The sequence below is a fragment of the Mediterraneibacter agrestimuris genome (genome assembly GCF_943193195.1).
Taxonomy (GTDB): Bacteria; Bacillota; Clostridia; order Lachnospirales; family Lachnospiraceae; genus Schaedlerella; species Schaedlerella agrestimuris.
On record NZ_CALPDG010000008.1, the window covers coordinates 1 to 23,507 of the forward strand.

Annotated in this window: 18 protein-coding genes; 8 read left to right on the forward strand and 10 right to left on the reverse strand. The window is 43.0% G+C overall.

Annotation, left to right across the window (positions count from 1 at the left end; all coding sequences use genetic code 11):
* The 3 genes from NFS18_RS05935 to NFS18_RS05945 all read right to left on the reverse strand — a co-directional run.
* Positions 1 to 1,095: transposase (locus NFS18_RS05935; RefSeq protein ID WP_251389133.1), on the reverse strand; the 1,095-nt coding region annotated here is incomplete at its 3' end.
* 193 nt (positions 1,096 to 1,288) lie between these two features.
* On the reverse strand, positions 1,289 to 1,984 hold the full coding sequence (locus NFS18_RS05940) for a ThiF family adenylyltransferase (RefSeq protein ID WP_251388950.1): 696 nt from the start codon (positions 1,982 to 1,984) through the stop codon (positions 1,289 to 1,291).
* 4 nt (positions 1,985 to 1,988) lie between these two features.
* Positions 1,989 to 3,485: a Mov34/MPN/PAD-1 family protein gene (locus tag NFS18_RS05945; RefSeq protein WP_251388952.1), complete on the reverse strand. Its 1,497-nt coding sequence runs from the start codon at positions 3,483 to 3,485 to the stop codon at positions 1,989 to 1,991.
* A 420-nt stretch (positions 3,486 to 3,905) separates the two neighbouring features.
* On the opposite strand from NFS18_RS05945, the gene NFS18_RS05950 reads away from it, so the two are divergent.
* Both NFS18_RS05950 and NFS18_RS05955 read left to right on the forward strand, forming a co-directional pair.
* The gene (locus tag NFS18_RS05950) at positions 3,906 to 5,384 is read left to right on the forward strand and encodes an extracellular solute-binding protein (protein WP_251388954.1); all 1,479 of its coding nucleotides are present in this window, start codon (positions 3,906 to 3,908) and stop codon (positions 5,382 to 5,384) included.
* 220 nt (positions 5,385 to 5,604) lie between these two features.
* Positions 5,605 to 9,573, forward strand: coding sequence for an ATP-binding protein (locus NFS18_RS05955; protein ID WP_251388957.1), 3,969 nt, complete (start codon positions 5,605 to 5,607; stop codon positions 9,571 to 9,573).
* Positions 9,574 to 9,780: 207 nt separating this feature from the next.
* Here the strand turns inward: NFS18_RS05955 and NFS18_RS05960 are convergent, their stop codons facing one another.
* Complete coding sequence (locus NFS18_RS05960) at positions 9,781 to 10,152, reverse strand: metal-dependent transcriptional regulator (protein ID WP_251388960.1); 372 nt, start codon at positions 10,150 to 10,152, stop codon at positions 9,781 to 9,783.
* Between the two features lie 33 nt (positions 10,153 to 10,185).
* Positions 10,186 to 10,908 carry a S1 RNA-binding domain-containing protein gene (locus tag NFS18_RS05965; RefSeq protein ID WP_251388963.1) on the reverse strand — a complete coding sequence of 241 codons (723 nt, stop codon included), beginning with the start codon at positions 10,906 to 10,908 and terminating at the stop codon, positions 10,186 to 10,188.
* Positions 10,909 to 11,107: 199 nt separating this feature from the next.
* Between NFS18_RS05965 and NFS18_RS05970 the strand changes: the two genes are divergently transcribed.
* Together NFS18_RS05970 and NFS18_RS05975 are read left to right on the forward strand one after the other, a co-directional pair.
* The gene (locus NFS18_RS05970) at positions 11,108 to 12,763 is read left to right on the forward strand and encodes a putative manganese-dependent inorganic diphosphatase (RefSeq protein WP_251388966.1); all 1,656 of its coding nucleotides are present in this window, start codon (positions 11,108 to 11,110) and stop codon (positions 12,761 to 12,763) included.
* A 47-nt stretch (positions 12,764 to 12,810) separates the two neighbouring features.
* The gene (locus NFS18_RS05975; protein WP_251388969.1) at positions 12,811 to 13,404 is read left to right on the forward strand and encodes a flavin reductase family protein; all 594 of its coding nucleotides are present in this window, start codon (positions 12,811 to 12,813) and stop codon (positions 13,402 to 13,404) included.
* Positions 13,405 to 13,539: 135 nt separating this feature from the next.
* On the opposite strand, the gene galT is transcribed toward NFS18_RS05975, so the two are convergent.
* Both galT and NFS18_RS05985 read right to left on the reverse strand, forming a co-directional pair.
* Positions 13,540 to 15,033, reverse strand: a complete 1,494-nt coding sequence (galT, locus tag NFS18_RS05980; RefSeq protein ID WP_251388972.1) for a UDP-glucose--hexose-1-phosphate uridylyltransferase — start codon at positions 15,031 to 15,033, stop codon at positions 13,540 to 13,542.
* A gap of 24 nt (positions 15,034 to 15,057) precedes the next feature.
* Entirely contained in the window at positions 15,058 to 16,227 is a 1,170-nt protein-coding gene (locus NFS18_RS05985; RefSeq protein ID WP_251388974.1) for a galactokinase, read from the reverse strand.
* Positions 16,228 to 16,497: 270 nt separating this feature from the next.
* Between NFS18_RS05985 and NFS18_RS05990 the strand changes: the two genes are divergently transcribed.
* Positions 16,498 to 17,478 carry an AraC family transcriptional regulator gene (locus NFS18_RS05990; RefSeq protein WP_251388976.1) on the forward strand — a complete coding sequence of 327 codons (981 nt, stop codon included), beginning with the start codon at positions 16,498 to 16,500 and terminating at the stop codon, positions 17,476 to 17,478.
* Here NFS18_RS05990 and NFS18_RS05995 read toward each other — a convergent pair.
* Complete coding sequence (locus tag NFS18_RS05995; RefSeq protein WP_251388978.1) at positions 17,459 to 18,820, reverse strand: MATE family efflux transporter; 1,362 nt, start codon at positions 18,818 to 18,820, stop codon at positions 17,459 to 17,461. The two genes, NFS18_RS05990 and NFS18_RS05995, sit on opposite strands and share 20 nt — an antisense overlap.
* A gap of 255 nt (positions 18,821 to 19,075) precedes the next feature.
* On the opposite strand from NFS18_RS05995, the gene NFS18_RS06000 reads away from it, so the two are divergent.
* From NFS18_RS06000 to NFS18_RS06010, 3 genes are all read left to right on the forward strand, one after another.
* The gene (locus NFS18_RS06000; RefSeq protein ID WP_251388980.1) at positions 19,076 to 19,828 is read left to right on the forward strand and encodes a polysaccharide deacetylase family protein; all 753 of its coding nucleotides are present in this window, start codon (positions 19,076 to 19,078) and stop codon (positions 19,826 to 19,828) included.
* A gap of 26 nt (positions 19,829 to 19,854) precedes the next feature.
* Complete coding sequence (locus NFS18_RS06005) at positions 19,855 to 20,574, forward strand: tRNA threonylcarbamoyladenosine dehydratase (protein ID WP_251388982.1); 720 nt, start codon at positions 19,855 to 19,857, stop codon at positions 20,572 to 20,574.
* 112 nt (positions 20,575 to 20,686) lie between these two features.
* Entirely contained in the window at positions 20,687 to 22,003 is a 1,317-nt protein-coding gene (locus NFS18_RS06010; RefSeq protein WP_251388984.1) for a replication-associated recombination protein A, read from the forward strand.
* Here NFS18_RS06010 and NFS18_RS06015 read toward each other — a convergent pair.
* Both NFS18_RS06015 and NFS18_RS06020 read right to left on the reverse strand, forming a co-directional pair.
* Entirely contained in the window at positions 21,980 to 22,492 is a 513-nt protein-coding gene (locus NFS18_RS06015; RefSeq protein ID WP_251388987.1) for a DUF4364 family protein, read from the reverse strand. The genes NFS18_RS06010 and NFS18_RS06015 overlap by 24 nt on opposite strands.
* Entirely contained in the window at positions 22,485 to 23,426 is a 942-nt protein-coding gene (locus tag NFS18_RS06020) for a TIGR01212 family radical SAM protein (protein ID WP_251388989.1), read from the reverse strand. Before NFS18_RS06020 ends, NFS18_RS06015 begins: the two co-directional genes overlap by 8 nt.
* Positions 23,427 to 23,507: the final 81 nt, after the last annotated feature.

Sequence of the window (23,507 nt, forward strand, 5' to 3'; positions counted from 1 at the left end):
CTTTTTTGATATTTCATAATTCGATGGTTTGATGAATGCCAGCTGCTGATTTTGATCCAGAAATACATAATTCTCTTCGCTTTCATATCCGGCATCTGCAATGATTTTTTGATACTTGAACGCCAGATATTCTTCTGTTTCCTTTAAGAATGGAATCAGGGTGGTGGCATCTGCAGGCTGAGGTCCGGTCGTCAGCCATACAATGTATTCGGAATCAACTCCATGCTGTAAATTAAATGCTGGCTTTAACTGCCCATTTCCCATTGCATCTTCTTTCATCCGCATGAAAGTTGCATCTGGATCTGTTTTGGAATAACTGTTTCTTTTCCCACAGATGTGCAGTTTCTTTGTGTATCCTTTCAGACGTTCCAGATACCCTTCTAATGTTTCGATACTCTTTTGTAAGGGAGATTTCCTCTTCCCAATTCCGTGCACAAATTCAATGTTTTCTTCCTGTTTCAAAGCATACAGTTTTTTGCGTAACCGTTTTACATGTTTCATTTTTACTGTATCACCATGGACGATCCGAATGCCGTAAAGCTGCTCGCATTCTGCAATGAGGGCGGCGATTTTTATTAGTAACTTTTCATGGTTTTTTGTGACTGCTTTTTTCCATACAAAGGTATATTTATTGGCGCAGGCCTCAATTTTTGTGCCGTCTATAAAAATCGTTTCTCCTGAAACTTCTCCAAGCTCATAAAGGAGAGCAGACATTTCAGCGAGAATCCGTTTCGCACATGGAGCAAAATGAATACTGCGGAAACGTGCAAAAGTGGCATGGTCAGGAACAGGTTTCCCTTCTAGAAGATACATGAAGTTAATATCCCGTTTACAGTTCAGTTCCATAGAACGAGAGGAATAGTCACCATTCATGTAAGAGTATAAAACAATCTTCAAGAGAGTTCTCGGCGAAACTGTATTTATTCTTTCATAAGTAGAATATAAGTCAGTTATATCCATAGCCTCCACGAACTGACTGAGCAATCGCACAGAATCATCTACCGGAATAATCGTTTCTAAATTTAAAGGAAGTTTTAGTTGATATCCTTCCCCATTCAAAGTATAATCTTGATGTAAATATATAGGTTTTCGTATACTTATATTTTACACTAACAGCCAGACTTTTCGAAGTCTGGCTGTAATTTTTTTGCAAAGAAAAGAGGCTACGCACTAATTATTTAGTGCGACAGCCCCATCATTTGAATATAAATATAATTTTTCTTCACATTAAATGTTACTTGATTAAAAATTTTTTGTGGTATAAATAGTATACGCATATTCTTATAATTTACCATATATTCTTCTCCCTAAATTGAGAATAACCTTTAAACGCATCAAAATAATAGATACCTCCTTCACAAAAATCATCTTTTAAAATGTCTATTGTGCACTTTAGCAGAAGATTTGCTGTAACAAGATTTGTAAGTATGTGCTGAGGTTGTGATATATTAACTGCTTCACAGTTCTCCTCACTTTTGGGTACAGAAGTATCCTCTAATATTTCAGGAAAATACTGTGCCCGGTCGGGATAAAATTCATTCCCAGATATCCTAGCTCCAACAACAACCTCGCCTGCAGAATATTCATTTGCCGCATCAAAGTAATATATTGTATCTGTTTCTCTAAAATATTTATGCATTACTTTACGACAAGCATGATTATCAACCGCTCCAACTAATACCGTACACATGTTTTTCTGTTCCATCTGCATTAACTGGCAGTGGTTATTAATAAAATCAGGAAAAAATCCACAGTCTATACAAAATGTATTAGTTAAGATTTCTGCCATGACTTCCGCTTTATTGCGACCAATATCTTCTTGAAGAAATGGCTGCCTTGAAATATTACTTTTTTCAACCAAATCACCATCTGCAATAACAATCTTGCATCTACACGCTAAACTGTTTTGATATAGAAACCTCCCTAATTCTTTCACATAGTTTCCGCCTATTCCTCCACAGCCAACTACAATAATTTGATACATATATTTACCCTTCTTTCTCAAATATTTCGTCCAATTCCAATATACCGAATATTCCAGCCATTCCGGCTCTTATTTTATATGTGTGTTCCTTTTTGTCCATATTTCCTATAACCATATACAAACGAATCCCTTTTTCATCATCATCATCTATCCGCGAAAAGAATGCTGGATATCGTCCATGGCTATGAACATCCATGATTAAGATTTTCTCCAATTCCTGCTCTGCGTTTCGATAAAATATGACTGACGAAGCAGTACAGTGCTGTTCTGGAATGTGTAATTCGTATTCTAGATCTTTCAGATTATAAAAAATCTGAACCGCACATTCCTTATACGGTTCAGCCTCAAAAATTTCTACTATTTGTTTCAAAAAATGATATGGTATCTTGGAAATCCGAAACTCGAATTGAGTATCTCCTTTTTGGGATAGATTTGCTGAAAAAACACCAAATGGCGTAGTCTCTTTTCGCCACTGTTCTCCATATTTATCGGTATAGATATCATGTTCCCAACCAGGTTTTATAGACTGGAGCTTCACTCCTTTCCTAGAACTTTTAAGAACAGGTATAATAAAATGCTGCTCATCATATATCATTTCTGTACGTTCTTTGGAATATTCTGGATAAATTCTTTCTAGAACCTTCCGTATTTCGTCTAAGGTAGCAGATGAACGTCCTTTTATATCACTCGGCTCAATGCTTAACTGAAATCCTCCGGCACGCACAAGAACTGGAAGTGATATCTGATTTGTTTTTTCACTGCTCTTTTTTGATAAAATTGGGAAAAGAAGATTACTTTCTTCCTGATAGGCAAATGCACAATCTTTATATTCCGGATAGGACTTGATGAACAATTTTCTAAGCACATCCTCAGTAACCGTAATATCCTCTGCCTCAAATGTGTCTTCCGTATATGTTTCTTGTAAATCCATATATCCAACTGTCACAGGTAATGGATACACCTTTCCTTGCGGAGCATTTGCCTTCATAAAAGGTAATAGATATCTCTCTTCTTTGAGATAATGAAACTTACAGTCATTGTATTCTGGATACTCTGATATGAGAACTTCACGAATATCCTCTATACTCTCTGCACTATTCACAGAAATGTCAATTTCACCAAGTCGTATTTCTGCTGGAAACTGTACTTCATCTACATTCAACAGCTCAGTATAATTCGCATATATGGTAATAAAAGTGTTGACATTTTCACTAAAAAGCTCCTGGTTCAGTTCTCCTTCTACTATACCTATCTCATAAGACAGATTATTCAATTCATCAAAAACCTTACCGAGCTTTATTCTTAACATATCTTCGGACCACTCTTCTTCCCCTTCATCTGAAAAAAGATATCGAAGATGCCCCGCCCCCAAGTAAATAGGCAGCAAATACTTTTTTGTTTTCTTAGAGTTTTTCCCTTTCTTCTTAGTTGTATCTTTCTTCTCACCTCTTACCTCTTTATCATCCTCAAGAAGTTCAAATAAATCTAATAAATCATTCATTAAACTATTCCTCCATTTTGTTTAAAAATTGAATCTAGGTACTCCCCTATATCATGAAACTGGCTTGGAACCAAAATACGCTCTGGAAAACTTTCCTTTTTCTGTAAGCGTTCCAAAACACCACGAAGATTATTATATTTCCATTTTGTTGAAACACCCTGGTAAAAATGCGTGATGGGAAAAAAATCCGCACTTTCACCGCAGGTGAATTTAAAATAGGGCGGATTCAGTAACAGTGCAGCAGAAAGGCTGAACTGTTGTTACTGTTCACACGGCACATTGCACCACGCTGCAAGGTGTCCGATCAATGAAGAGATGACAGCGATATATCCAGCCCCTTGCCTTCGGGATATTGAAAAGGGAAGAAATATATGCTAGAATAACCACAATATCAAAAACAAAGACGGGAGAAAATAGGATATGAAAAGAGTACATAGAAAAAACAAGATAAGTATAGGCAGGTGGTTTACAGCAGCGCTTCTGATGACGGCGCTGGCTGGCAGCCTGTCAGGCTGTGGGAATAAAAGTCCCCTGGATCCTAAGGATCCGGTTTCGCTGACAGTGTGGCACTACTATAACGGCTCCCAACAGGCAGCCTTTGATGCCTTGGTGGAGGAGTTTAATGGAAGTATAGGAAGGGAAAAGGGAATCTTTGTGCAGGGTTACAGCCAGGGATCTGTTGCAGATCTGGAGACGGCGGTACGGGATTCCATCAATGGAAAGGTAGGGGCGGATGAGATGCCGGATATCTTTTCTTCCTATGCGGATACTGCCTATGAGGTGGAACAGTCGGGGGCGCTTGCTAATTTGTCGGATTATCTGGATGCGGAGGATTTAAAAAAATATGTAGACTCTTATATAGAAGAAGGCCGTATTGCATCGGACGGAACTCTGCGAATTTTCCCCACAGCCAAATCCACGGAGATTATGATGATTAATAAGACGGATTGGGACAACTTTGCAAAGGCCACAGGAGCTTCTTTAGAGGATCTGAAGACTCTGGAAGGAGTGGCGGCTACGGCTAAGGCATATTATGAGTGGACAGATTCACAGACACCCGATGTGGCATATGACGGCCGGGCCTTTTATGGGAGGGATGCTCTGGCAAACTATTTTATCATCGGGATGCAGCAGCTTGGCACGGAGATTTTTCAAGTGGAGAACGGTCAGCTCACTTTAAATACACCGAAGGAGGAATTGCACCGTTTGTGGGAAAATTATTATGTTCCAATGGTAAATGGGTATTTTGGCGCATATGGTTCCTTCCGTTCCGATGATGTGAAAACGGGAGATCTTTTGGCTTATACTGGCTCTACTACTTCCGCTATGTATTTTCCTGATCAGGTGGAACTTTCCGATGACAACTACGCTATCGAGTATATCGTGATGGAAGCCCCAGTATTTGAAGGAGGGGAGCATGTGGCAGTACAGCAGGGCGCCGGCATGGTAGTCAGCAAGTCTGATATAAAGCATGAGTATGCCTCTGTGGAGTTTTTAAAGTGGTTTACCGAGACGGAAAATAATCTGCAGTTTGGAAGTGTGTCCGGTTATCTGCCGGTGCTTAAGGAGGCCAACAGTGAAGAAAAGCTGGACCAAGTGATTGAGCAGAAGGAATTGTCAGTGGCGCCTAAGACCTATGATTGTCTGACAACTATTTTTAAAGAAATGGAAAGTATGAATCTGTATACGAATAAGAGCTTCAAAAACGGCTCTGCGGCCAGAAAGGTGCTGGAATATCATCTGGCGGATCAGGCGGCGGCAGACCGTAAGGAAGTGGAGGTACTGCTGGCGCAGGGAAAGAGCCTTGAAGAGGCAGTGGACAATTTTGTGACAGAGGAAGCTTTTGAAGGATGGTATCAATCTTTTTGCGATGCATTGGACAAGGCAGTTAATGAGTAAAGAGTAGGACGAGTAACAGTTCAGCATAGGAGTTTGCACATGCTGCAAACTCCATAAAAATGCGTGAAGGAAGAAAAGAATCCGCCCTCTCACCGCAGGTGAATTTAAAATAGGGCGGATTCAGTTGCCAAGCATGTGATAAAACAGTCCGGTGGACTGTTTTGAGTGACTATGAAGCCGGAAGGCTGAATAGTTTCTAAGACGATGGTATGGAAGGGGCATGTGTATTACAATGGAAGGAAAGCGCAGGAAAAGAAAAAAACCGACTATATTTAAGATTTTTCTGGTTCCTCTGATCCTGATCATGTTAGTGCAGAGTATCATTACCGTCGGCACGCTGGTCATCAGAAAGGCGGGCGGGATGTTGGAAGAGTATTCCGCAAACATGATGGGACGGTTGGTAGAAAACAGAAAAGTGATCCTGCAAAATGATATGAATCAGCGCTGGGCATCCATTCATGAGCAGGAAACACTGATGAATGAAACATTAAGAGGGTTTTTGGATGCCGAGGATGCGGGTATTTTGGAGGTACTTGCGTCAGATGAGAAGAAGGATGAATTGTTAGAGCTATTCTTTCCACAATGCCTGAATCTGTTGCAGAATAACTCTACTACAGGGATATTTATGATCCTGACCGGGGATGAGGGAAAGTCATCAGGAGATTATGACGGATTTTTCTTAAGAGATTCCGATCCTATGACCAATCCTGCCAACCGTACGGATCTTCTTCTGGAGAGGGGGAGTAAGAATCTTTCCAGAGAGTGGAATATCCCTCTGGATACCAGCTGGACTACTCATTTTCATATGGAAGGACAAGGAAAGAACACTTCTGAGAACTTTTTCTATGAACCTTGGCGGGCGGGGGAAGTATATATGGATGCGGATATCAAGGATCTGGGCTACTGGTCTCCGCCTTTTTCACTGGGAAAGGATTCTTCAGATAAGAGTGGAGAAGATTCGCACCGGATGATTACCTATTCCTTGCCTCTGCGGTATGATGGGGAGGTATACGGAGTGCTGGGAGTAGAGATTTCCGAAAGTAATCTGCATGATTATTTTCCTGTGGAAGAACTAAATGCATTAAGCCAGTCGGGATATATGCTTGCTCTTGCGAAAAGTGATAGCAATTATATTCCGTTGACAGGACGGGGACTTCTCTATAATATGGTTTGTTCCACGGGCGACAGTTTTTCGCTTAAGCAGACGGATTATGATGTTCTTCTGCAAGTTCAGGACATCCGAATGGAGGGACAAAAGCTATTTGCGGTAGCTTGTCCTTTGAAGCTTTATAGCAACAATGTGCCTTATGAAGACACAAGGTGGCTTCTTCTGGGTCTGAACACGGAGGAGGAGCTTTTTGGTATGAGCCGTCAGCTCTATTTCTGGATGCTGCTTGCTGTTCTGGCAGGTCTGATGTTTGGTGTGGCGGGTCTTTATATTCTGGTAAAGCATCTGACCAGACCGGTACAGCGTCTTATGAACTGCATCAGCAAAGGAAACACGGGGCTTAAGGAATTTGAATCATCCAATATTCTGGAGGTGGATTCTCTCTTTGAGGTGGTGAAGGAGCTGACAGACCAGCAGAAAGAAGCAGAGAACATCTTGCTGGAGGAAAAGGAACGATACCGGGTAGCGCTGGAATCCTCCAGAGATATCTTTTTTTCCTATGATATCAGAAAGCATATACTGGATATAGTCAATCATGAGACCATGAGCGGACAGTGGCAGTGTGAAGAATTTGCCAGCGGTTTTATTGATCCGGAATGTATTTATGAACCTGATCGAGAGGAAGCCATTCGTGAACTACAGAGCAGAAAAGATACCCTTTATGCAGAATTCAGGATAAAGTGGCCCATGGAAGGGGAGTATCTTTGGAAGGCGCTTTCAGGGAAAGCAGTCTATGATACGGATGGCGTGCGATGGAAGATGGTGGGAAGTATCCGAGATATTGAGGAGCAGAAGCGGCGTGAAGAAGAGCAGCTCAGGAAGAATTCCACCGATAGTGTGACCGGACTTGCTGTTTTCAGCGCAGGAATGGAGCAGATCGGAAAATTGCGGGACAGCCAGCCGGAAGGCGTGATGGTCAGCCTGTTTTTGGATAAACTCAAGGAGAGTAATGAGAAGAACGGCATCATGTTTGGGGATATGATTCTTGAGGAACTTGGAATGCTGACGGGCAACTGTTGCAAGGAGTTTGTTCAGACTACCGGCAGGCATGTGACAGCCATGCGGCTTAACAGGGATGAAATTGTGCTGTGGCTGGAGGGGAGCTTTCAGGAGCAGGCGGCAGCGTTTGTGGAAGATCTGCTTGAAAAAATTGGGCAGGCTTTTGACGAGGAGTCCTTTAATGTTCATATACATGCTGGTCTGGCGCTGGGGGGAAAGAAAGTACCTTCGGTACAGCTTATCCGTATGGCGAAACTGGCAGGCAGCATGGTGGATGCCAACAATGGAAAGCAGTGCACTTTTTATGAAGATATTCTCGAAAGTAAGCGAAAGGTTTTGCCTGCGCTGCAAGGGAATGATATTGTCTCGCCGGGGTATGGGGAAGATGTGAGTCTATCATCTCTTGCCCTTAATCTGTTTGACCGGGGAGCTGATTTTGCGGCACAGATGATGCTGATAATCCGAAAAATTGGCAGGTTTTATCAGGCAGATGATGTGCTGGTATCTATGTTGCGGGCGGATTTTAACACAAACTATTTGGAATACCAGTGGCACAGAAATGGCAGAAATGTAGAAGAAAGTGTGAGAAGATATAGTGAGGAAGAAAAGGAAACTTTCTTTGAATGGATGGGACAAGATGATGTCCGCAAGTTTTCGGAAAAGGACAGCAGGCAAAAGGTGATCCGGTGCTTTCTTGGGATTATACAGGGAAAGCAGGGGGTAGTCCTCCCTATGTATGACAACGGAAACTATATGGGAAATATCTGTATCTGCGGTATACCGTCCCCGCTTTTGGAAGAGCCGGATGCCATTCAGGAACTGTCTGAGCTGGGACAGGTGATTCAGGGCAAGTTAAATCAGCGGCAGCATGACATAGCAAGCAAGGCTAAGTCGGAATTCCTTTCTCGCATGAGCCATGAGATTCGTACGCCTATGAATGGAATTATCGGAATGACAGCCATTGCCCTGCAGCAGAACGAGAGAAAGGAAAGTGTTACGGATTGTCTGCAGAAGATTCAGTCCTCATCCAATTATCTTCTCGGACTGATCAATGATATTCTGGATATGTCAAAGATCGAGAGTGGCAAGATGAAACTGGAACCCTGTAATTTCAATATGCAGGATATGCTGGATACGATCAGAGAGCTGGTGGCTCCTCAGGTGACAGCCAAGGAGATTGATTTTATACAGAAGGTCAGTCTCAATCATGATTGGTTTCTGGCGGACCGTATGCGGATCAGTCAGGTTCTCATCAACTTGCTGGGCAACGCAGTAAAGTTTACTCCTGCAAAGGGAAGGATTACTCTGATAGTGCAGGAAGAAAAGACTGTGGGAGAAAATATCTACATCTATTTTGCGGTGAAAGATACGGGCATAGGAATTGCGAAGGAGGATCAGGAAAAAGTATTCTATTCCTTTGAACAGGCGTCAGGTAGGGATCCGTCCAAGCAGCAGGGAACCGGACTGGGGCTTTCCATTAGCAGCCGCTTAATCCAGATGATGGGAAACCGCATCCAACTCGAGAGTGAGCCAGGAAAGGGCAGTACCTTTAGTTTTTGTATTCCGTTCAGACTGGGGGAAAATACAGAATGTACAGATCAGCAGGATGAGGTTTCTTTTGAAGGCTGCCGTGTGCTGGTGGTAGAGGATAATGAGCTCAATTCCGAGATTGCCCAGTGCTTTTTGGAGGAACGGGGATTTCTTGTGGACTGCGTATATGACGGTGCGCAGGCTGTAGAGCGCATCAAGAGCACAGAACCGGCAACCTATGATGTGATTTTGATGGATATTATGATGCCGGTAATGGATGGTCTGGATGCAACTCGTGCAATCCGTGCAATGGAACGGGAGGATTGCCGCACCATACCTATCGTAGCCATGTCAGCTAACGCTTTCGATGATGATCTGAAAAAGTCTGTGGAGTGCGGTATGAACGGGCATCTGTCCAAACCTGTAGAAGTGGATAAGTTCTATCAGATGCTGGATCGGGTGATCCAAAAGCGGAAAGCGGATGAGAAATAGTTTTGGAAATAAAATAAAGGATACAGAAAAAAGTAATAGGAGAAACGTGTAGTATATCAGTATATAGATGACTCCTATAAAGAAAAAGAGAGAGGAACTCTGATATGGAGATTTCTTCTCTCTTTGTTGTTGCCAAGCATACGACAAAAACGTCCAGTGGACGTTTTTTAGTTAGTTACCATGCATGGGAGAAAGCAAATCAGCGGTCTATTTTGAGTTTGATTCCAGATATTTCTTAATCGCCTCAAAACTCTCGGAGCTGATGATATGTTCAATCCGGCATGCGTCTGCAGAAGCAATTTCTGGTGTGACACCAAGTTGTTCTAACCAGGAAGAGAGCATAAGATGTCTTTCATAAATCTTTTCCGCCAGAGCATTGCCCATCTCGGTCAGATAGATAAATCCTTCGGGGGTGACGGTAATGTATCCGCCCTCACGGAGCTTTTTCATTGCAACACTGACGCTTGACTTTTTAAAATTCAGTTCATTTGCAATATCCACGGAACGGACGACCGGGCGGCACTTGCTTAAGATTAAAATAGTCTCCAGGTAATTTTCCGCCGATTCGTTTGTATGCATAGATGTTACCTCATTTCTTATAATGCGTTGTATTTAATCTAATTTGATATTTTTGAATAAATCTCCAAGGCTGGTTCCAATATTCTCAGACTTCGGAATCTCTACTTTCTCAACAACTTCTTCTTCCACTTTCTCAAGAGCCTTCATACTCAGGCTGATCTTACCATCTTTTAGTCCAATAATTTTAACCTGAACAGTGTCGCCTGTATTCAATACATCAGACGGCATCTTAACGCGCTTGTTGGAAATCTGGGAAACATGAACCAGTCCGGAAAGTCCATTTTCCAGCTTTACAAATGCGCCGTAGTTCTGCAATGTCTCTACAGTTCCGTTCATAACAGATCCAATTTTAACATTGGCAATCTTCTCTTCAAGAGCCTTTTTCTCCTGCTCTTTGAGAATCTCACGTGCAGAAAGGACGAGACGGTTATTTGCCTGATCTACGTCAACAACCCTGACCTCGATATCTTTCAACAAATAGGTCTCCAAATCTTCAATATAGGAAAGAGACAGTTTGGAAGCCGGAATAAATCCGCGCAGTCCCTCTACCATAGCGATCACACCGCCATTTACAACACCTTCTACCTTGACCGGAAGAATAGTCTTTTTTTCCATGTAGTCAATAACACGGTTCCATGGATTAGCGTCGTCAAAGTGCTCCTCATAGTCAGCCATTGTCTCAGCAGGCTGTTCTGCGGCAGTCATTTCTGCAGTTGTTTCTGTTGTCATTTCTTCAGTTCTTAAATCTTCGCTCATGTTCGTACCTCACATTTATTCTTATTTTATTAATTGTGTACGTATTAGTGTTACTTAATTCTTAGTAACCGTGTACATTATACCATACATGGCAAGAAAAATACAACTGTGGGGTTGACGAATATACAAAAAAATGGCAATCTAAATAGGTAGGAAAATATATGAAAACTGCTCTACTTTAAAGGAGAGATTAGCGGCAATGGAAAAAGGTGTGATCAATAATAAAATATATGTGGTGGGGCATAAAAATCCAGACACAGATTCTATCTGTTCTGCAATTGCATATGCAGATCTGCGGACAAAGGTTACGGGAAAGGCGCATAATGCCAGGCGTGCGGGACATTTAAATGAGGAAACACAGTATGTTCTAGATTATTTTGATGTGAAGGCCCCGGCTCTTCTGACAGATTTACGAGTGCAGGTGAAAGATGTAGCGCTCCGTGAACTGGAAGGGGTGAAAGGGTCAGTATCCATTAAGACGGCATGGGCGAAAATGAAGGAAGAGAGTATCAAGACACTTCCGATTACAAGGAATGACAAACTGGAAGGTTTAATTACCATTGGAGATATTGCGACTTCTTATATGGATGTGTATGACAGCAGTATCCTTTCCGTAGCGAGAACTCAGTATCGTAATATTGCAAGTACGATTGACGGAGAAATAATAAATGGAAATGAACATAGTTATCTGTTAAAAGGAAAGGTTGGAATCATGTCTTCCAGCCGCAAACAAGTGGCAGAATTTATAGAGGAAAATGATCTTGTAATTCTCAGTAACCGGACTGAGGCACAGCAGCTTGCCATAGATTTGAATGTGGGCTGTATGGTGCTGGGGAACGATACAGAAGTTTCAGAGGTAATTCTGGAGCAGGCGAGGGAAAAAGAGATTGTAATTATCAAGAGCCCGCATGATTCATTTACAGTGGCAAGGCTGATCAACCAGAGTATTCCGGTAAGGCATTTTATGACCAAACGTGAGAAGCTGATTGTATTTAGGATGCGTGATTATGTGGATGATGTCAAAGAGGTGATGCAGAGGGTACGTTACCGTGATTTCCCGGTGGTAGACAATAAGGGGAATTTCCTCGGCTTCATTTCCAGAAGACGCCTTTTGAACTGCCGGAAGAAACAGGTGATTCTGGTGGATCATAACGAGAAGAACCAGGCAGTAGACGGTATTGAGCAGGCAGATGTGTTGGAAATTATCGACCATCATCGACTGAGTAGTATTGAGACGATGGGACCGGTGTATTTCCGAAACCAGCCGGTGGGGTGTACAGCCACGATCGTCTATCAGATGTATCAGGAGAATCAGGTGAAGGTACCGAAAACAATAGCAGGACTTCTGTGTTCCGCTATTATTTCCGACACACTGATGTTCCGTTCACCGACATGTACACCATTAGATGAAGCGTCTGCAAGGCAGCTTGCGGAAATCGCGGAGGTGGATATCGAAATGCTGGCGCAGGCAATGTTTCGTGCGGGAAGTAATTTAAAGGGCAAGTCAGCAGAAGAGATCTGTTTCCTTGACTTCAAACAGTTTACAGTGAATGATACCGTGTTTGGGGTGGGTCAGGTGAATTCTATGAGTGGGGATGAGCTAAAAGAGATTAAGAAGAAGTTGCTTCCTCATTTAGAAAAAGCACGGAAGAGCCATGGCTTGAATATGATTTTCTTTATGCTGACCAATATTCTCACAGAATCTTCCGAATTAATCTGCGCTGGACCAGAGTCAAGGGAGAAAGTCATCAGTGCATTTGACCTGCGTATGGAGATGGAAGACTTGCATCTGAAGGGAGTTGTCTCCAGAAAGAAACAGCTTGTACCGGCTTTGGTAGAAGCGCTGCAGCAGTAAGTGTAATGGTTAAATCTATAAATGTAAAATATGAGGTAGAGAAATTTATGAGTAAACAAATCTGGAAACCGGGAAATATGCTTTATCCGCTTCCTGCAGTGATGGTGAGTGCCGGGGATAAAGAGGGCAATACCAATATCATAACGGTTGCATGGACGGGAACTATTTGTACAAACCCGGCAATGGTATACATATCTGTCAGACCAGAACGGTATTCCTACCGCATGATACGGGACACGGAGGAATTTGTTCTTAATCTGACAACAGAAAAGCTGGCGTATGCAACGGATTACTGCGGCGTCAGATCCGGACGGGATGTAGACAAGTGGAAAGAAATGAATCTGCATCAGGAGCAGGCTTCTACACTACAGTATGCACCGCTGATAGCCGAATCTCCGGTTAATATCGAGTGTAAAGTGAGTGAAGTAAAAGAATTGGGAAGCCATCATATGTTCCTTGCAGAAGTGACAGCAGTTCATGCAGATGAAGCATATATGAATGAGAAGAGTAAGTTTGAATTGAACAAAACGGGACTGCTGGCATATTCCCATGGAGAATATCTGGGATTGGGTAAGAAATTAGGTACTTTTGGATACAGTGTGAAGAAAGAAACAGGTAAGACAAAACGCAGAAAAAGGTAGAATGAAACCAACTTCAATTTCCTGCACATACTCAGAAGCAGCTATGTAAAGAATTTTTATAAAATTCCCATATAGATAGACTTAAAAAAGACCTACCGCACTGACAGGTCTTTTTTACAAGGTAAACTTCTTGTTTTATAATATTTCAATAAATCTGCGGAACGCTTTCAGACCTTCCTCTGTACACTTGTATACACCTGCGTCTTCCAGAACCTCGCAGAATACCTTCCCGACTTCCTTCTGAAGAATTTCCTTCACATTATCAGCATTGACATTTTCATACTTCGGTAAGAATTCATCTACCCAGTCTGCATGCTTTTCAATCGTTTCATTGGAGCGGATATCCTTGCCTTCCAGAATATATTCTTCCAGTAGTTCCAGTTCGTTCTTCAAACGAGCAGGAAGTACGGCAAGACCCATAACCTCGATCAGACCGATGTTCTCTTTTTTAATGTGATGAAGGTGTGCGTGCGGGTGATAAACACCAAGGGGGTGTTCGTCGGTTGCAATGTTATTGCGCAGTGTCAGATCCATTTCAAATAATTCTCCGCGCTTACGGGCAATCGGAGTGATGGTATTGTGCGGTACGCCGTCTGTCTCAGCAAAGATAAAGGCATCTTTATCTGTATAGCCTCTCCATGCCTTTAAAATATGATCAGCCAGCTCGATGATACGTTTTTCGTCCTTGCATTGTAAACGGATAACGGACAGCGGCCATTTGACGATTCCGGCAGTGACGTCTTCGTAGCCTGCTACGGTAAAGTTTTCAATAAACGGGGCTTTTGCCATAGCAAAAGTATAATGTCCGCCCTGGAAATGGTCATGGCTTAAGATAGAGCCGCCCACGATCGGAAGGTCTGCATTGGAGCCGAGGAAATAGTGCGGAAATTGTTTTACAAAATCAAATAGCTTGATGAATGCATTGCGTTCAATTTTCATTGGGGTATGCTCGCCGTTAAATACGATACAGTGCTCGTTATAATATACATATGGGGAATACTGGAAGCCCCATGCACTGTCGTTGATTGTAATCGGGATAATACGGTGGTTTTCACGTGCCGGATGATTGGCGCGGCCTGCATATCCTTCATTTTCTACGCAAAGCAGACACTTGGGGTAGCTGGCAGCAGCGGCATTTCTTGCAGCGGCAATTGCTTTCGGGTCTTTTTCTGGTTTAGACAGATTAATGGTTATATCCAGTGTACCGTAATCAGTATCGACTGTCCACTTCATATCTTTTTTAATACGGTAGCGGCGGATATAGTCGCTGTCTTGACTGAGTTTGTAGTAATATGCAGTTGCTTTCTCGGGAGAAGCAGCATAGTGGTCCCAGAATGCTTTCTGAACCTGTGCCGGACGGGGCAGCAGACAGTTCATGAGCCTGGTATCAAATAAATCTCGGTATGTAATACTGTCTTCGATAATGCCCCGGCTGCATGCCTCGTCAAGCAGTTCGTTTAAAACAGTTTCCAGAGTAATATCGGATGTGTCAATTTCCACATCTTCATAGGAATCTTCGTGTAATAAGTCCAGCAAAAGATTGGTGGTGTAGGTGCGTTCACATTCTGGTGTAAGACCTGACTGAATACCGTATTCTACAAGCTTTTTAATATTTTCATATAATTTCATATATGTATTCCTCCGCTACATTTCTTATGATACTCTTCCTGCGCCTTCTCCGATATCTACAATGTAGAATTCTGCTTCATGTCCGACCTTTTCAAGATAAGCCTTGCCGATTGTTGAGGTAAATGTATCGACAGCATCATTTTTAACAATGCTTACAGTACAGCCGCCGAATCCGCCGCCGGTAATGCGGGAGCCGATCACTCCGGGAATCTGCCAGGCAAGGTCAACTAAAATGTCCACTTCTTCACAGGATACTTCATAATCATCCCGCAGAGAAATATGAGACTGATTCATCAACTCACCGAAGAGTGCGGTATCGCCTGCGCGAAGAGCAGCTACGGCACGGATGGTACGCTGATTTTCCAGAACTGCGTGTTTTGCACGTTTCAGACGGATTGGATCTTGGATTGCTTCTTTATATTTGTTGAAAGTCTCTTCATCCAAATCGCCCAGCGTTTTGATATCTACAACAGTCTGTAATTCTGCAAGGGCATCTGTACATTCCTGACGACGCTGGTTGTAAGCAGAATCTACAAGGCTGTGCTTTACTTTGCTGTTGGTGATGACAATTTTGGCATCCTCAAGGACAACCGGAGCATACTCATAGTTCAGTGTAGCGGTATCAAGGAAGATGGCATTGTCTTTCTTGCCCATGGCAACGGCAAACTGATCCATGATACCGCAGTTGCAGCCGTTGAAATTATTTTCAGAATACTGTCCGTACAAGGCGATATCCACCATGGTGATATGATCGATATGGAACAGATCCTTTAAGATCACTCCCGTCAGAACCTCCAAAGAAGCAGAAGAGGAGAGACCGGAACCATTCGGGATATTGCCCCAGATCACCATGTCAAAACCAGAGTCGAGGGAATGTCCTTTTTCTGTGAATGCCCATACTACACCGAGCGGATAGTTCGCCCAGTTGTATTCTTTTTTATTGACCAACTCATCAAGAGAGGCTTCCACAACTCCGCAGCTGTCCAGATTCATGGAATAGAAATGAATTTTCCTGTCGTCACGCTTACGAGCTGCACCATATGTACCAATGGTCAGTGCGCATGGAAATACATGTCCTCCGTTATAATCCGTATGTTCTCCGATCAGATTGACACGTCCCGGAGAAAAGTAAAATCCCGCACCTTCGGAATCACCGAAAAGATCTGCGAATTTTGTAAATAATTTTTCCTTCATAATGTGATGAAACCTCACTTTCCCAGATATTTTGTTTTAAATTGTAACAATGCATTCTGTTAGTTAGTGCTCTAAACACTTTAATGAAATGGACATAACATTTACCTTTATTATAGAATGCTATAAAAGGAAAGTCTATACAAAATCCGTGCAAAGATATGTAATTATGTTGCATGAATGAGCAAGAGGATTTATACTTATAAGAAATATATTGATGTGACAGTGCAGCATAAGAGTTTGCATTTGCTGCAAAGTTTTTAAGAAAATGTGATGGAGAAAGGACAAAAGCACATGGAAGGAACTTATAAGCATTCCTATAAGGCGGGAGAAAATTTACCAAATGCCCTGTCTGTATATAATGTAGGGCATCAGAAGTGTGAAGCCGGATATCAGTGGGGACCAGGTGTCAGAAACCATTATTGTATACATCATATTATTTCTGGGAGTGGATATTATGAGGTAAATGAAGAGATATATCATCTGACGGCAGGGGATACCTTTATTCTTTATCCTGATACAGAGGTAAAATATTATGCAGATATGGAAAATCCATGGGAATATGCGTGGGTTGGTTTTTTTGGTACAGATGCAGATTCGCTGATTCGTGCAACTGATTTTTCTAAAAAGTATCCTTTGATCCTCAAGGGGATTCTGCCCAAGAGGATGATACAAAAGCAGCTGGAAACGATTTATGATCTGAAAGGAAATGACTATGAGTCGGCGGTTGCGATGACAGGCGCTTTATATACACTGATGTCCGTATTTATGCACTATGCGGTGCAGAAAGAAACTGTGAAAGACAGTCATATGGTGTATGTGGAGAAAGCATGCGCCTATATCAATACAAATTATTCGTATCCGATTACAATTGAAGATGTGGCATCTTATGTGGGTATCAGCCGCAGCCATTTGTTCCGCTCGTTTCAAATGTATCAGCAGCAGTCTCCCAAAGAGTATCTGACGGATTTCCGCATAAAAAAGGCCCGTCACCTATTACGGGAGACGGGTCTGTCAGTCGCTGCAATTGCATATTCAGTTGGATTTGAAAATAATCTTTATTTTTCAAAGGCGTTTAAAAGCCGTATGAATATGAGTCCCTCTGAGTACAGAAAAAAACAAATGGATATACAAAATGTCAGTTCTGTCACAACTCAGAAGAGGGAACCATCACACGTTCTTACAGACTTTGCAGTAAATGCAAAGTCTTATGCTGAGCTGTTACAAGCAGATGCTAATCCTGTAAAGGATTGATTTTTAACCGTCTGATACGTCTGTACAATAGAACTGACATGGTAAAGGAGACAATTTCAGCACTTGGAATAGCCCACCATACCATATGCAGTCCGAATACCTTTGCAAGGAAAAAGGCAACCGGAAGAATGACCAGAAGCTGACGAGCTACTGAGATAAACAGGCTGTATGTGCCGTTTCCAAGCGATTGGAAAACAGAACCGACGAGGATGCTGTAGCCGGCAGGTATAAAACACAGACTGATGATACGCAGCGCCGGAACACCGATTTCCAGCATATGCTCTGAGGCATCGAAAAAGCCCAGAAGCTGAGCCGGAAACAGTTGGAACAACAAAACGCCGAGAAACATAATCGATACGGAAATGGTGATACCAAGGTTTACAGAGGACAGAATGCGTTTTTTATTACGTGCTCCGTAGTTGTAAGCGATAATGGGAATGATTCCGTTGTTCAGTCCGAATATAGGCATGAAGATAAAACTCTGCAGTTTGAAATAAACTCCAAAGACAGCCGTTGCTGTCGAAGAGAACATCAGGAGGATCTTGTTCATGCCAAATACCATGACAGAGCCGATAGCCTGCATGATAATGGCAGGAACACCAACTTGATAAATGGAGCCGATGACCCTCTTGCTCGGGCGGAAACCTTTCATATTGATATTGATGTCAGGGTTTTTCCTTATATTAAAGTACAGAGACAAAAACAAGGCGATAAACTGGCCTGTTACTGTTGCTAAGGCAGCTCCGGCAACTCCCATCCGCGGGAAGCCGAGCAGCCCAAAGATCATGATCGGGTCCAGAATGATATTGATGATCGCGCCCAGTCCCTGGGTAAGCATGGTATAAAAGGTCCTACCTGTTGCCTGCAAGAGCCGTTCCAGTGTGATTCCCATGAAAATACCAATAGACAGTACCGTAATGATAGTCATGTATTGTGTTCCGTATTGTATAATCTGCTGTTCCTGTGTCTGCATGGTAAAGAATGTCTTAGAAGCAAGGATGCCGATCAATGCCATAAACACACTGTTGATCAGTGCAAGGAAGAGTCCGTTTCTTGCTGCCAGATTAGCATCTTCAAAATTCTTCTCACCTAAGTTGCGGGAGAGAAGTGCGTTAATACCGACTCCGGTTCCTACGGCAATGGCGATCATCAGATTCTGAACCGGAAAGACAAGAGAAACCGCAGTCAAAGCATTCTCATTGATCTGAGCGACAAAAATACTGTCTATGATGTTGTAAAGCGCCTGTACCAGCATAGAAATTACTATTGGCAGAGACATTGTGACTATAAGTTTCGGAATAGGCATTACACCCATTTTATTTTCTTTTGTTACTTTTTCCATATAAATAATAATCCTCCTTTTATGTCCGCGCGAGTTATATCTGCATCATGGTTCGCGCCCAAGAATCAGCAGCGTAGTGCAAGGTGCCGTGTGAACTGTAACTCAAATGTCACTTCGTGCCGCTTGATTCTTTGTGTCCGCGCATATTATAGCACAAATAAATTTATATGTACAATGGATAAGTTTTTAATATACTAATACATCCCTGTTTTTGCATATACTGAATGGAAGAATTGTGGAAAAGGGCGAAAGGCGATGCAAATAAAGAGATGGATGCAGGGTCTTGGAGTCGTATATACTTTATTATTGCTTACAATCTGTGTTCCGGGGTGGAGAATGATACGAAATGGAGATGAGGTTCAAAGCACAATAAAACGAATTGATGGGAAACAAACAGTGGGGCAAAGAGAGAAAGAGGAACAGGAGACAGAAACAAGGGGAAAGGAAAAACCGAAAATTGCCCTGACCTTTGATGACGGACCGAGTGCGGTTTATACACCGGTGTTGTTGGACGGACTGGAGAAGCGAGGGGTAAAGGCGACCTTTTTTCTGATTGGAAAGAATATTGAAACAGGTGGAAATGCGGAAATTGTCAAACGGGAACAGGATGAGGGACATCTGATCGGGAATCATACATACAATCATGTGGAGATTACGAAACTAGATGATGAAAGCGCTTATCAGGAACTAAAAAGGACGAATGAAGTCATAGAGGGGATTACAGGAGAAACCGTGGAATTTATGCGACCGCCTTTTGGCGCGTGGCAGAAAGCCCTGGAAAAAAAGATTCATGTGCTTCCAGTTATGTGGACTGTGGACCCTTTGGACTGGGCAACAGAAAATCCAGATGAAATTGTCAATAAGGTAGTGACGGAAGTGGAAGAAAATGATATTATCTTGTTACATGACTGTTATGACAGTTCTGTGAAAGCAGCGCTTCGGATCGTAGATCTGCTGCAGGCGGAAGGATATGAGTTTGTAACGGTAGATGAACTGCTTGTGAATTGAGACAGCGGTTAGGAGAGGGACAGGATATGGTAAATGAATTTTCAAGGACGGAACTTCTGCTTGGAGCAGAGGCTCTGGATCGGATCAGACATGCTGCGGTAATGGTGTTTGGAGTCGGCGGTGTGGGCTCTCATTGTATCGAGGCGCTTGCCAGATGCGGTGTAGGTAAGCTGATACTGATCGACAATGATACAGTGTCGCTTACAAATATTAACAGACAGTCGATTGCGTATCACAGTACAAAGGGGCGGTATAAGACAAAGGTAATGAAGGAGCGGATTGCGGATATCTGCCCGGAAACGATGGTAGAAACCCATGAAATGTTTGTGCTGCCGGATAATATAGAATCGTTATTTGCAGAAAAACCGGATTATATTATTGATGCCATTGATACCGTGACGGCAAAGATAGCGCTTGTGGAACTGGCACAGAAGCTGGAGATTCCCATCATCAGCAGCATGGGGACCGGGAATAAGCTGCATGGAGAGCTATTTGAGATTACAGATTTGCCGAAGACAAGTGTATGCCCACTTTGTAAAGTGATGCGAAAGGAATTGAAAGCGCGGGGAATTACACATTTGAAGGTGCTGTATTCAAAGGAAAAGCCGGTGGACATTTCGGAACGGAAGACAGAAGAAGAGAAGGGAAGACGCCGGACGATTCCGGGAAGTATTTCTTTTGTGCCGCCGGTGGCGGGGCTTCTGATCGCTGGGGAAGTGATTCGGGATATCAGCGGTATCAGATGAATATCAGGCGGGGTATTTTTGCAAACTTAGCGGATATGATGTGATAGGAAAAGCAGGAAATTGGTATTGCAGTGAAGGAAAATTCAGTAAGCAGAGAAAGAAGATTTTAATTATGGATTTATTTGATTATATGAGAGAGACACAATCAGAGAAGGAATCACCGCTGGCATCCCGGATGCGTCCCACCACACTGGAGGAAGTAGTGGGGCAGCAGCACATTATCGGACGGGATAAGCTGTTGCATCGCGCCATTAAAGCAGACAAGCTGGGATCTATTATTTTTTATGGACCACCGGGGACAGGCAAGACAACCCTTGCCAAGGTGATCGCCAATACGACCAGTTCAGAGTTCGAGCAGATCAATGCGACGATTGCCGGGAAGAAGGATATGGAGGCTGTGGTCAAGGAGGCGAAGGACCGGCTGGGAATGTACCAGAAGAAGACGATATTGTTTATCGATGAGATTCATCGTTTTAATAAGGGGCAGCAGGACTATCTTCTGCCTTTTGTAGAGGATGGTACGATCACATTGATCGGAGCAACTACTGAGAATCCTTATTTTGAGGTAAACGGAGCGCTTTTGTCACGTTCCAGTGTATTTGAATTAAAGGCATTGGAAAAGGACGATATCAAAATCCTTCTGAAACGTGCCGTTTATGATAAAGAGAAGGGAATGGGTTCTTTCAAGGCAGAGATTGATGAAGAGGCATTAGATTTTTTGGCGGACATTGCAGGTGGAGATGCGAGAAATGCACTGAATGCGATTGAACTTGGAATCCTGACTACAGAGCGGAGTGAAGATGGACTGATCCACATTACCCTTGATGTGGCATCTGAGTGTATCCAGAAGCGGGTGGTGCGCTATGATAAGGGCGGAGATAATCACTATGATACAATCTCGGCATTTATTAAGAGTATGCGTGGGTCTGATCCGGATGCGGCGGTGTATTATCTGGCGAAAATGTTATACGCAGGTGAAGATGTGAAGTTTATTGCAAGACGGATCATGATCTGTGCATCAGAGGATGTGGGAAATGCGGATCCGATGGCGCTTACAGTAGCGGTATCAGCAGCGCAGGCAGTGGAGCGGATCGGTATGCCGGAATCGCAGATCATTTTGTCTCAGGCGGTTCTTTATGTGGCCAGCGCACCGAAGAGCAATTCGGCGGTCAAGGCGATTTCTGCGGCAAATGAAAGCGTGCGCCGGACGAAGACAACAGTGCCGTCACATTTACAAGATGCACATTACAAAGGCTCGGCAAAGCTGGGGCATGGCATCGGATATCAGTATGCCCATGATTATCCGAATCATTATGCGCACCAGCAGTATCTGCCGGATGAAATCAAAGACGCCAGGTTCTATGAACCCGGCGGTCTTGGCAAAGAAAAAGAAATCAAAGAATGGTTACAGAAGCTTCGACAGGAGTAAGGCATATAATTCCTGATTCTGTTTCATCCAGTTGTTGACGATGGTTTCAGCCTCCGTTTCGGTTGGAACAGTCAGCTTTAAATCGATAAGATTTGAACTGTCTTCTACAATCTGACACCGTACTTCGTATTCGTGGGCGGTGGTCAGGTAGTAGTCGGTTTTAACAGATACTTCTTCTTTCAGATCAAACTGTTTTGCTTTCAGAAAAGAATCAATATCGTTTTGAATTTCAGCAGAAATTTTATTTCGGAAATAATGAATGGTCTCTTTTCCATTTTCAGTCAGGTGATAGAGGGTACGGTTGTGGGTGTTCTCTGAACGGATCAGATCAGAGTCTACCATATTGGAGAGAGCTTCCTGTAATTTGAAATAGTTGGTATATCCCTGATCAAGAATAAATTCGGAAATTTGGGATGTTGTCAGCGGAAAGTCCACTTTATTCAGCATGTATAAGATGATCAGTTTGTATAAGGTAAATGATTCAGTCATAATAGTCCTTTCCCTGCCAGATATCCATCCTTTTCAGGTAACTGTGCAGTGCGTTTAATACGGTTCGTTTGTTACTGGTCCACAGAGGCATGACCAGAAGTTCTTTTGGTCCGTCTCCGGTCAGTCTGTGAATTGTTATATCGGGCCGGATCCTTGCAATGCAGCGAGCCAGAAGTTCAATATATTCTTCCATGGATGGGATGTAAAACGGGCTGGCTTTGTAGTCGGCTGCAAGGTCTGTCCCTTTTAATACATGAAGCAGCTGCAGCTTTATGCCCTGAATATCCTGCCTGTTCAGATAGTTCAGTGTGTCCAGAATCATATCCATGGTTTCGCCGGGAAGACATAGGATCGTGTGGACAATTACTTCAATCCCGCGTCTGCGAAGTTCGTTTACCGCCCGTTCAAATACAGGAAGTTCATAGCCTCTTCGGATATAAGCGGCGGTTGAAGGGTGGATAGTCTGTAAACCAAGCTCTATCCAGACGGGCTTGATCTGGTTGATTTTATCAAGAAGATTCAGTACATCTTTCCCCAGACAATCCGGGCGGGTGGCGATGGAAAGAATCTTTACATCAGGATCCTGAACCGCTTCCATATAAATACGCTCCAGATAACCTACAGGTGCGTATGTATTGGTAAATGCCTGAAAATAGGCAATGTAAGAATGGATAGGACGCTTACCTGCCAAGCTGGCTTTCCCTGCCTGAAGCTGTTCTGTGATTGAAAAATGAGCGCAGCCGGCAAAGTCGCCGGAGCCTTGTGCGCTGCAGAAGATACAGCCTCCGGTCCCTAGCGTGCCGTCCCGGTTGGGGCAGCTCATACCGCCGTTCAATGTGATTTTGTAAACTTTTTCTCCATATATCTGTTTTAAATCATAATCCATGGAATGATAACGCTTTTCGCCCCAGCGGCGGTTGGAACAGTCATGCATATCAGTAAAATTCCTCTGTAAATATATTTTGATTATTGCAATATCATAACGTAACTATTCAGTTACATAATAACACTGTTG

Excerpts from the sequence above, each read along its gene's own strand:
- NFS18_RS05940 (WP_251388950.1), bottom strand. The coding sequence starts at position 1,984 with ATGTATCAAATTATTGTAGTTGGCTGTGGAGGAATAGGCGGAAACTAT.
- NFS18_RS05945 (WP_251388952.1), bottom strand. The coding sequence starts at position 3,485 with ATGAATGATTTATTAGATTTATTTGAACTTCTTGAGGATGATAAAGAG.
- NFS18_RS05950 (WP_251388954.1), top strand. The coding sequence starts at position 3,906 with ATGAAAAGAGTACATAGAAAAAACAAGATAAGTATAGGCAGGTGGTTT.
- NFS18_RS05955 (WP_251388957.1), top strand. The coding sequence starts at position 5,605 with ATGTGTATTACAATGGAAGGAAAGCGCAGGAAAAGAAAAAAACCGACT.
- NFS18_RS05960 (WP_251388960.1), bottom strand. The coding sequence starts at position 10,152 with ATGCATACAAACGAATCGGCGGAAAATTACCTGGAGACTATTTTAATC.
- NFS18_RS05965 (WP_251388963.1), bottom strand. The coding sequence starts at position 10,908 with ATGAGCGAAGATTTAAGAACTGAAGAAATGACAACAGAAACAACTGCA.
- NFS18_RS05970 (WP_251388966.1), top strand. The coding sequence starts at position 11,108 with ATGGAAAAAGGTGTGATCAATAATAAAATATATGTGGTGGGGCATAAA.
- NFS18_RS05975 (WP_251388969.1), top strand. The coding sequence starts at position 12,811 with ATGAGTAAACAAATCTGGAAACCGGGAAATATGCTTTATCCGCTTCCT.
- galT (WP_251388972.1), bottom strand. The coding sequence starts at position 15,033 with ATGAAATTATATGAAAATATTAAAAAGCTTGTAGAATACGGTATTCAG.
- NFS18_RS05985 (WP_251388974.1), bottom strand. The coding sequence starts at position 16,227 with ATGAAGGAAAAATTATTTACAAAATTCGCAGATCTTTTCGGTGATTCC.
- NFS18_RS05990 (WP_251388976.1), top strand. The coding sequence starts at position 16,498 with ATGGAGAAAGGACAAAAGCACATGGAAGGAACTTATAAGCATTCCTAT.
- NFS18_RS05995 (WP_251388978.1), bottom strand. The coding sequence starts at position 18,820 with ATGGAAAAAGTAACAAAAGAAAATAAAATGGGTGTAATGCCTATTCCG.
- NFS18_RS06000 (WP_251388980.1), top strand. The coding sequence starts at position 19,076 with ATGCAAATAAAGAGATGGATGCAGGGTCTTGGAGTCGTATATACTTTA.
- NFS18_RS06005 (WP_251388982.1), top strand. The coding sequence starts at position 19,855 with ATGGTAAATGAATTTTCAAGGACGGAACTTCTGCTTGGAGCAGAGGCT.
- NFS18_RS06010 (WP_251388984.1), top strand. The coding sequence starts at position 20,687 with ATGGATTTATTTGATTATATGAGAGAGACACAATCAGAGAAGGAATCA.
- NFS18_RS06015 (WP_251388987.1), bottom strand. The coding sequence starts at position 22,492 with ATGACTGAATCATTTACCTTATACAAACTGATCATCTTATACATGCTG.
- NFS18_RS06020 (WP_251388989.1), bottom strand. The coding sequence starts at position 23,426 with ATGCATGACTGTTCCAACCGCCGCTGGGGCGAAAAGCGTTATCATTCC.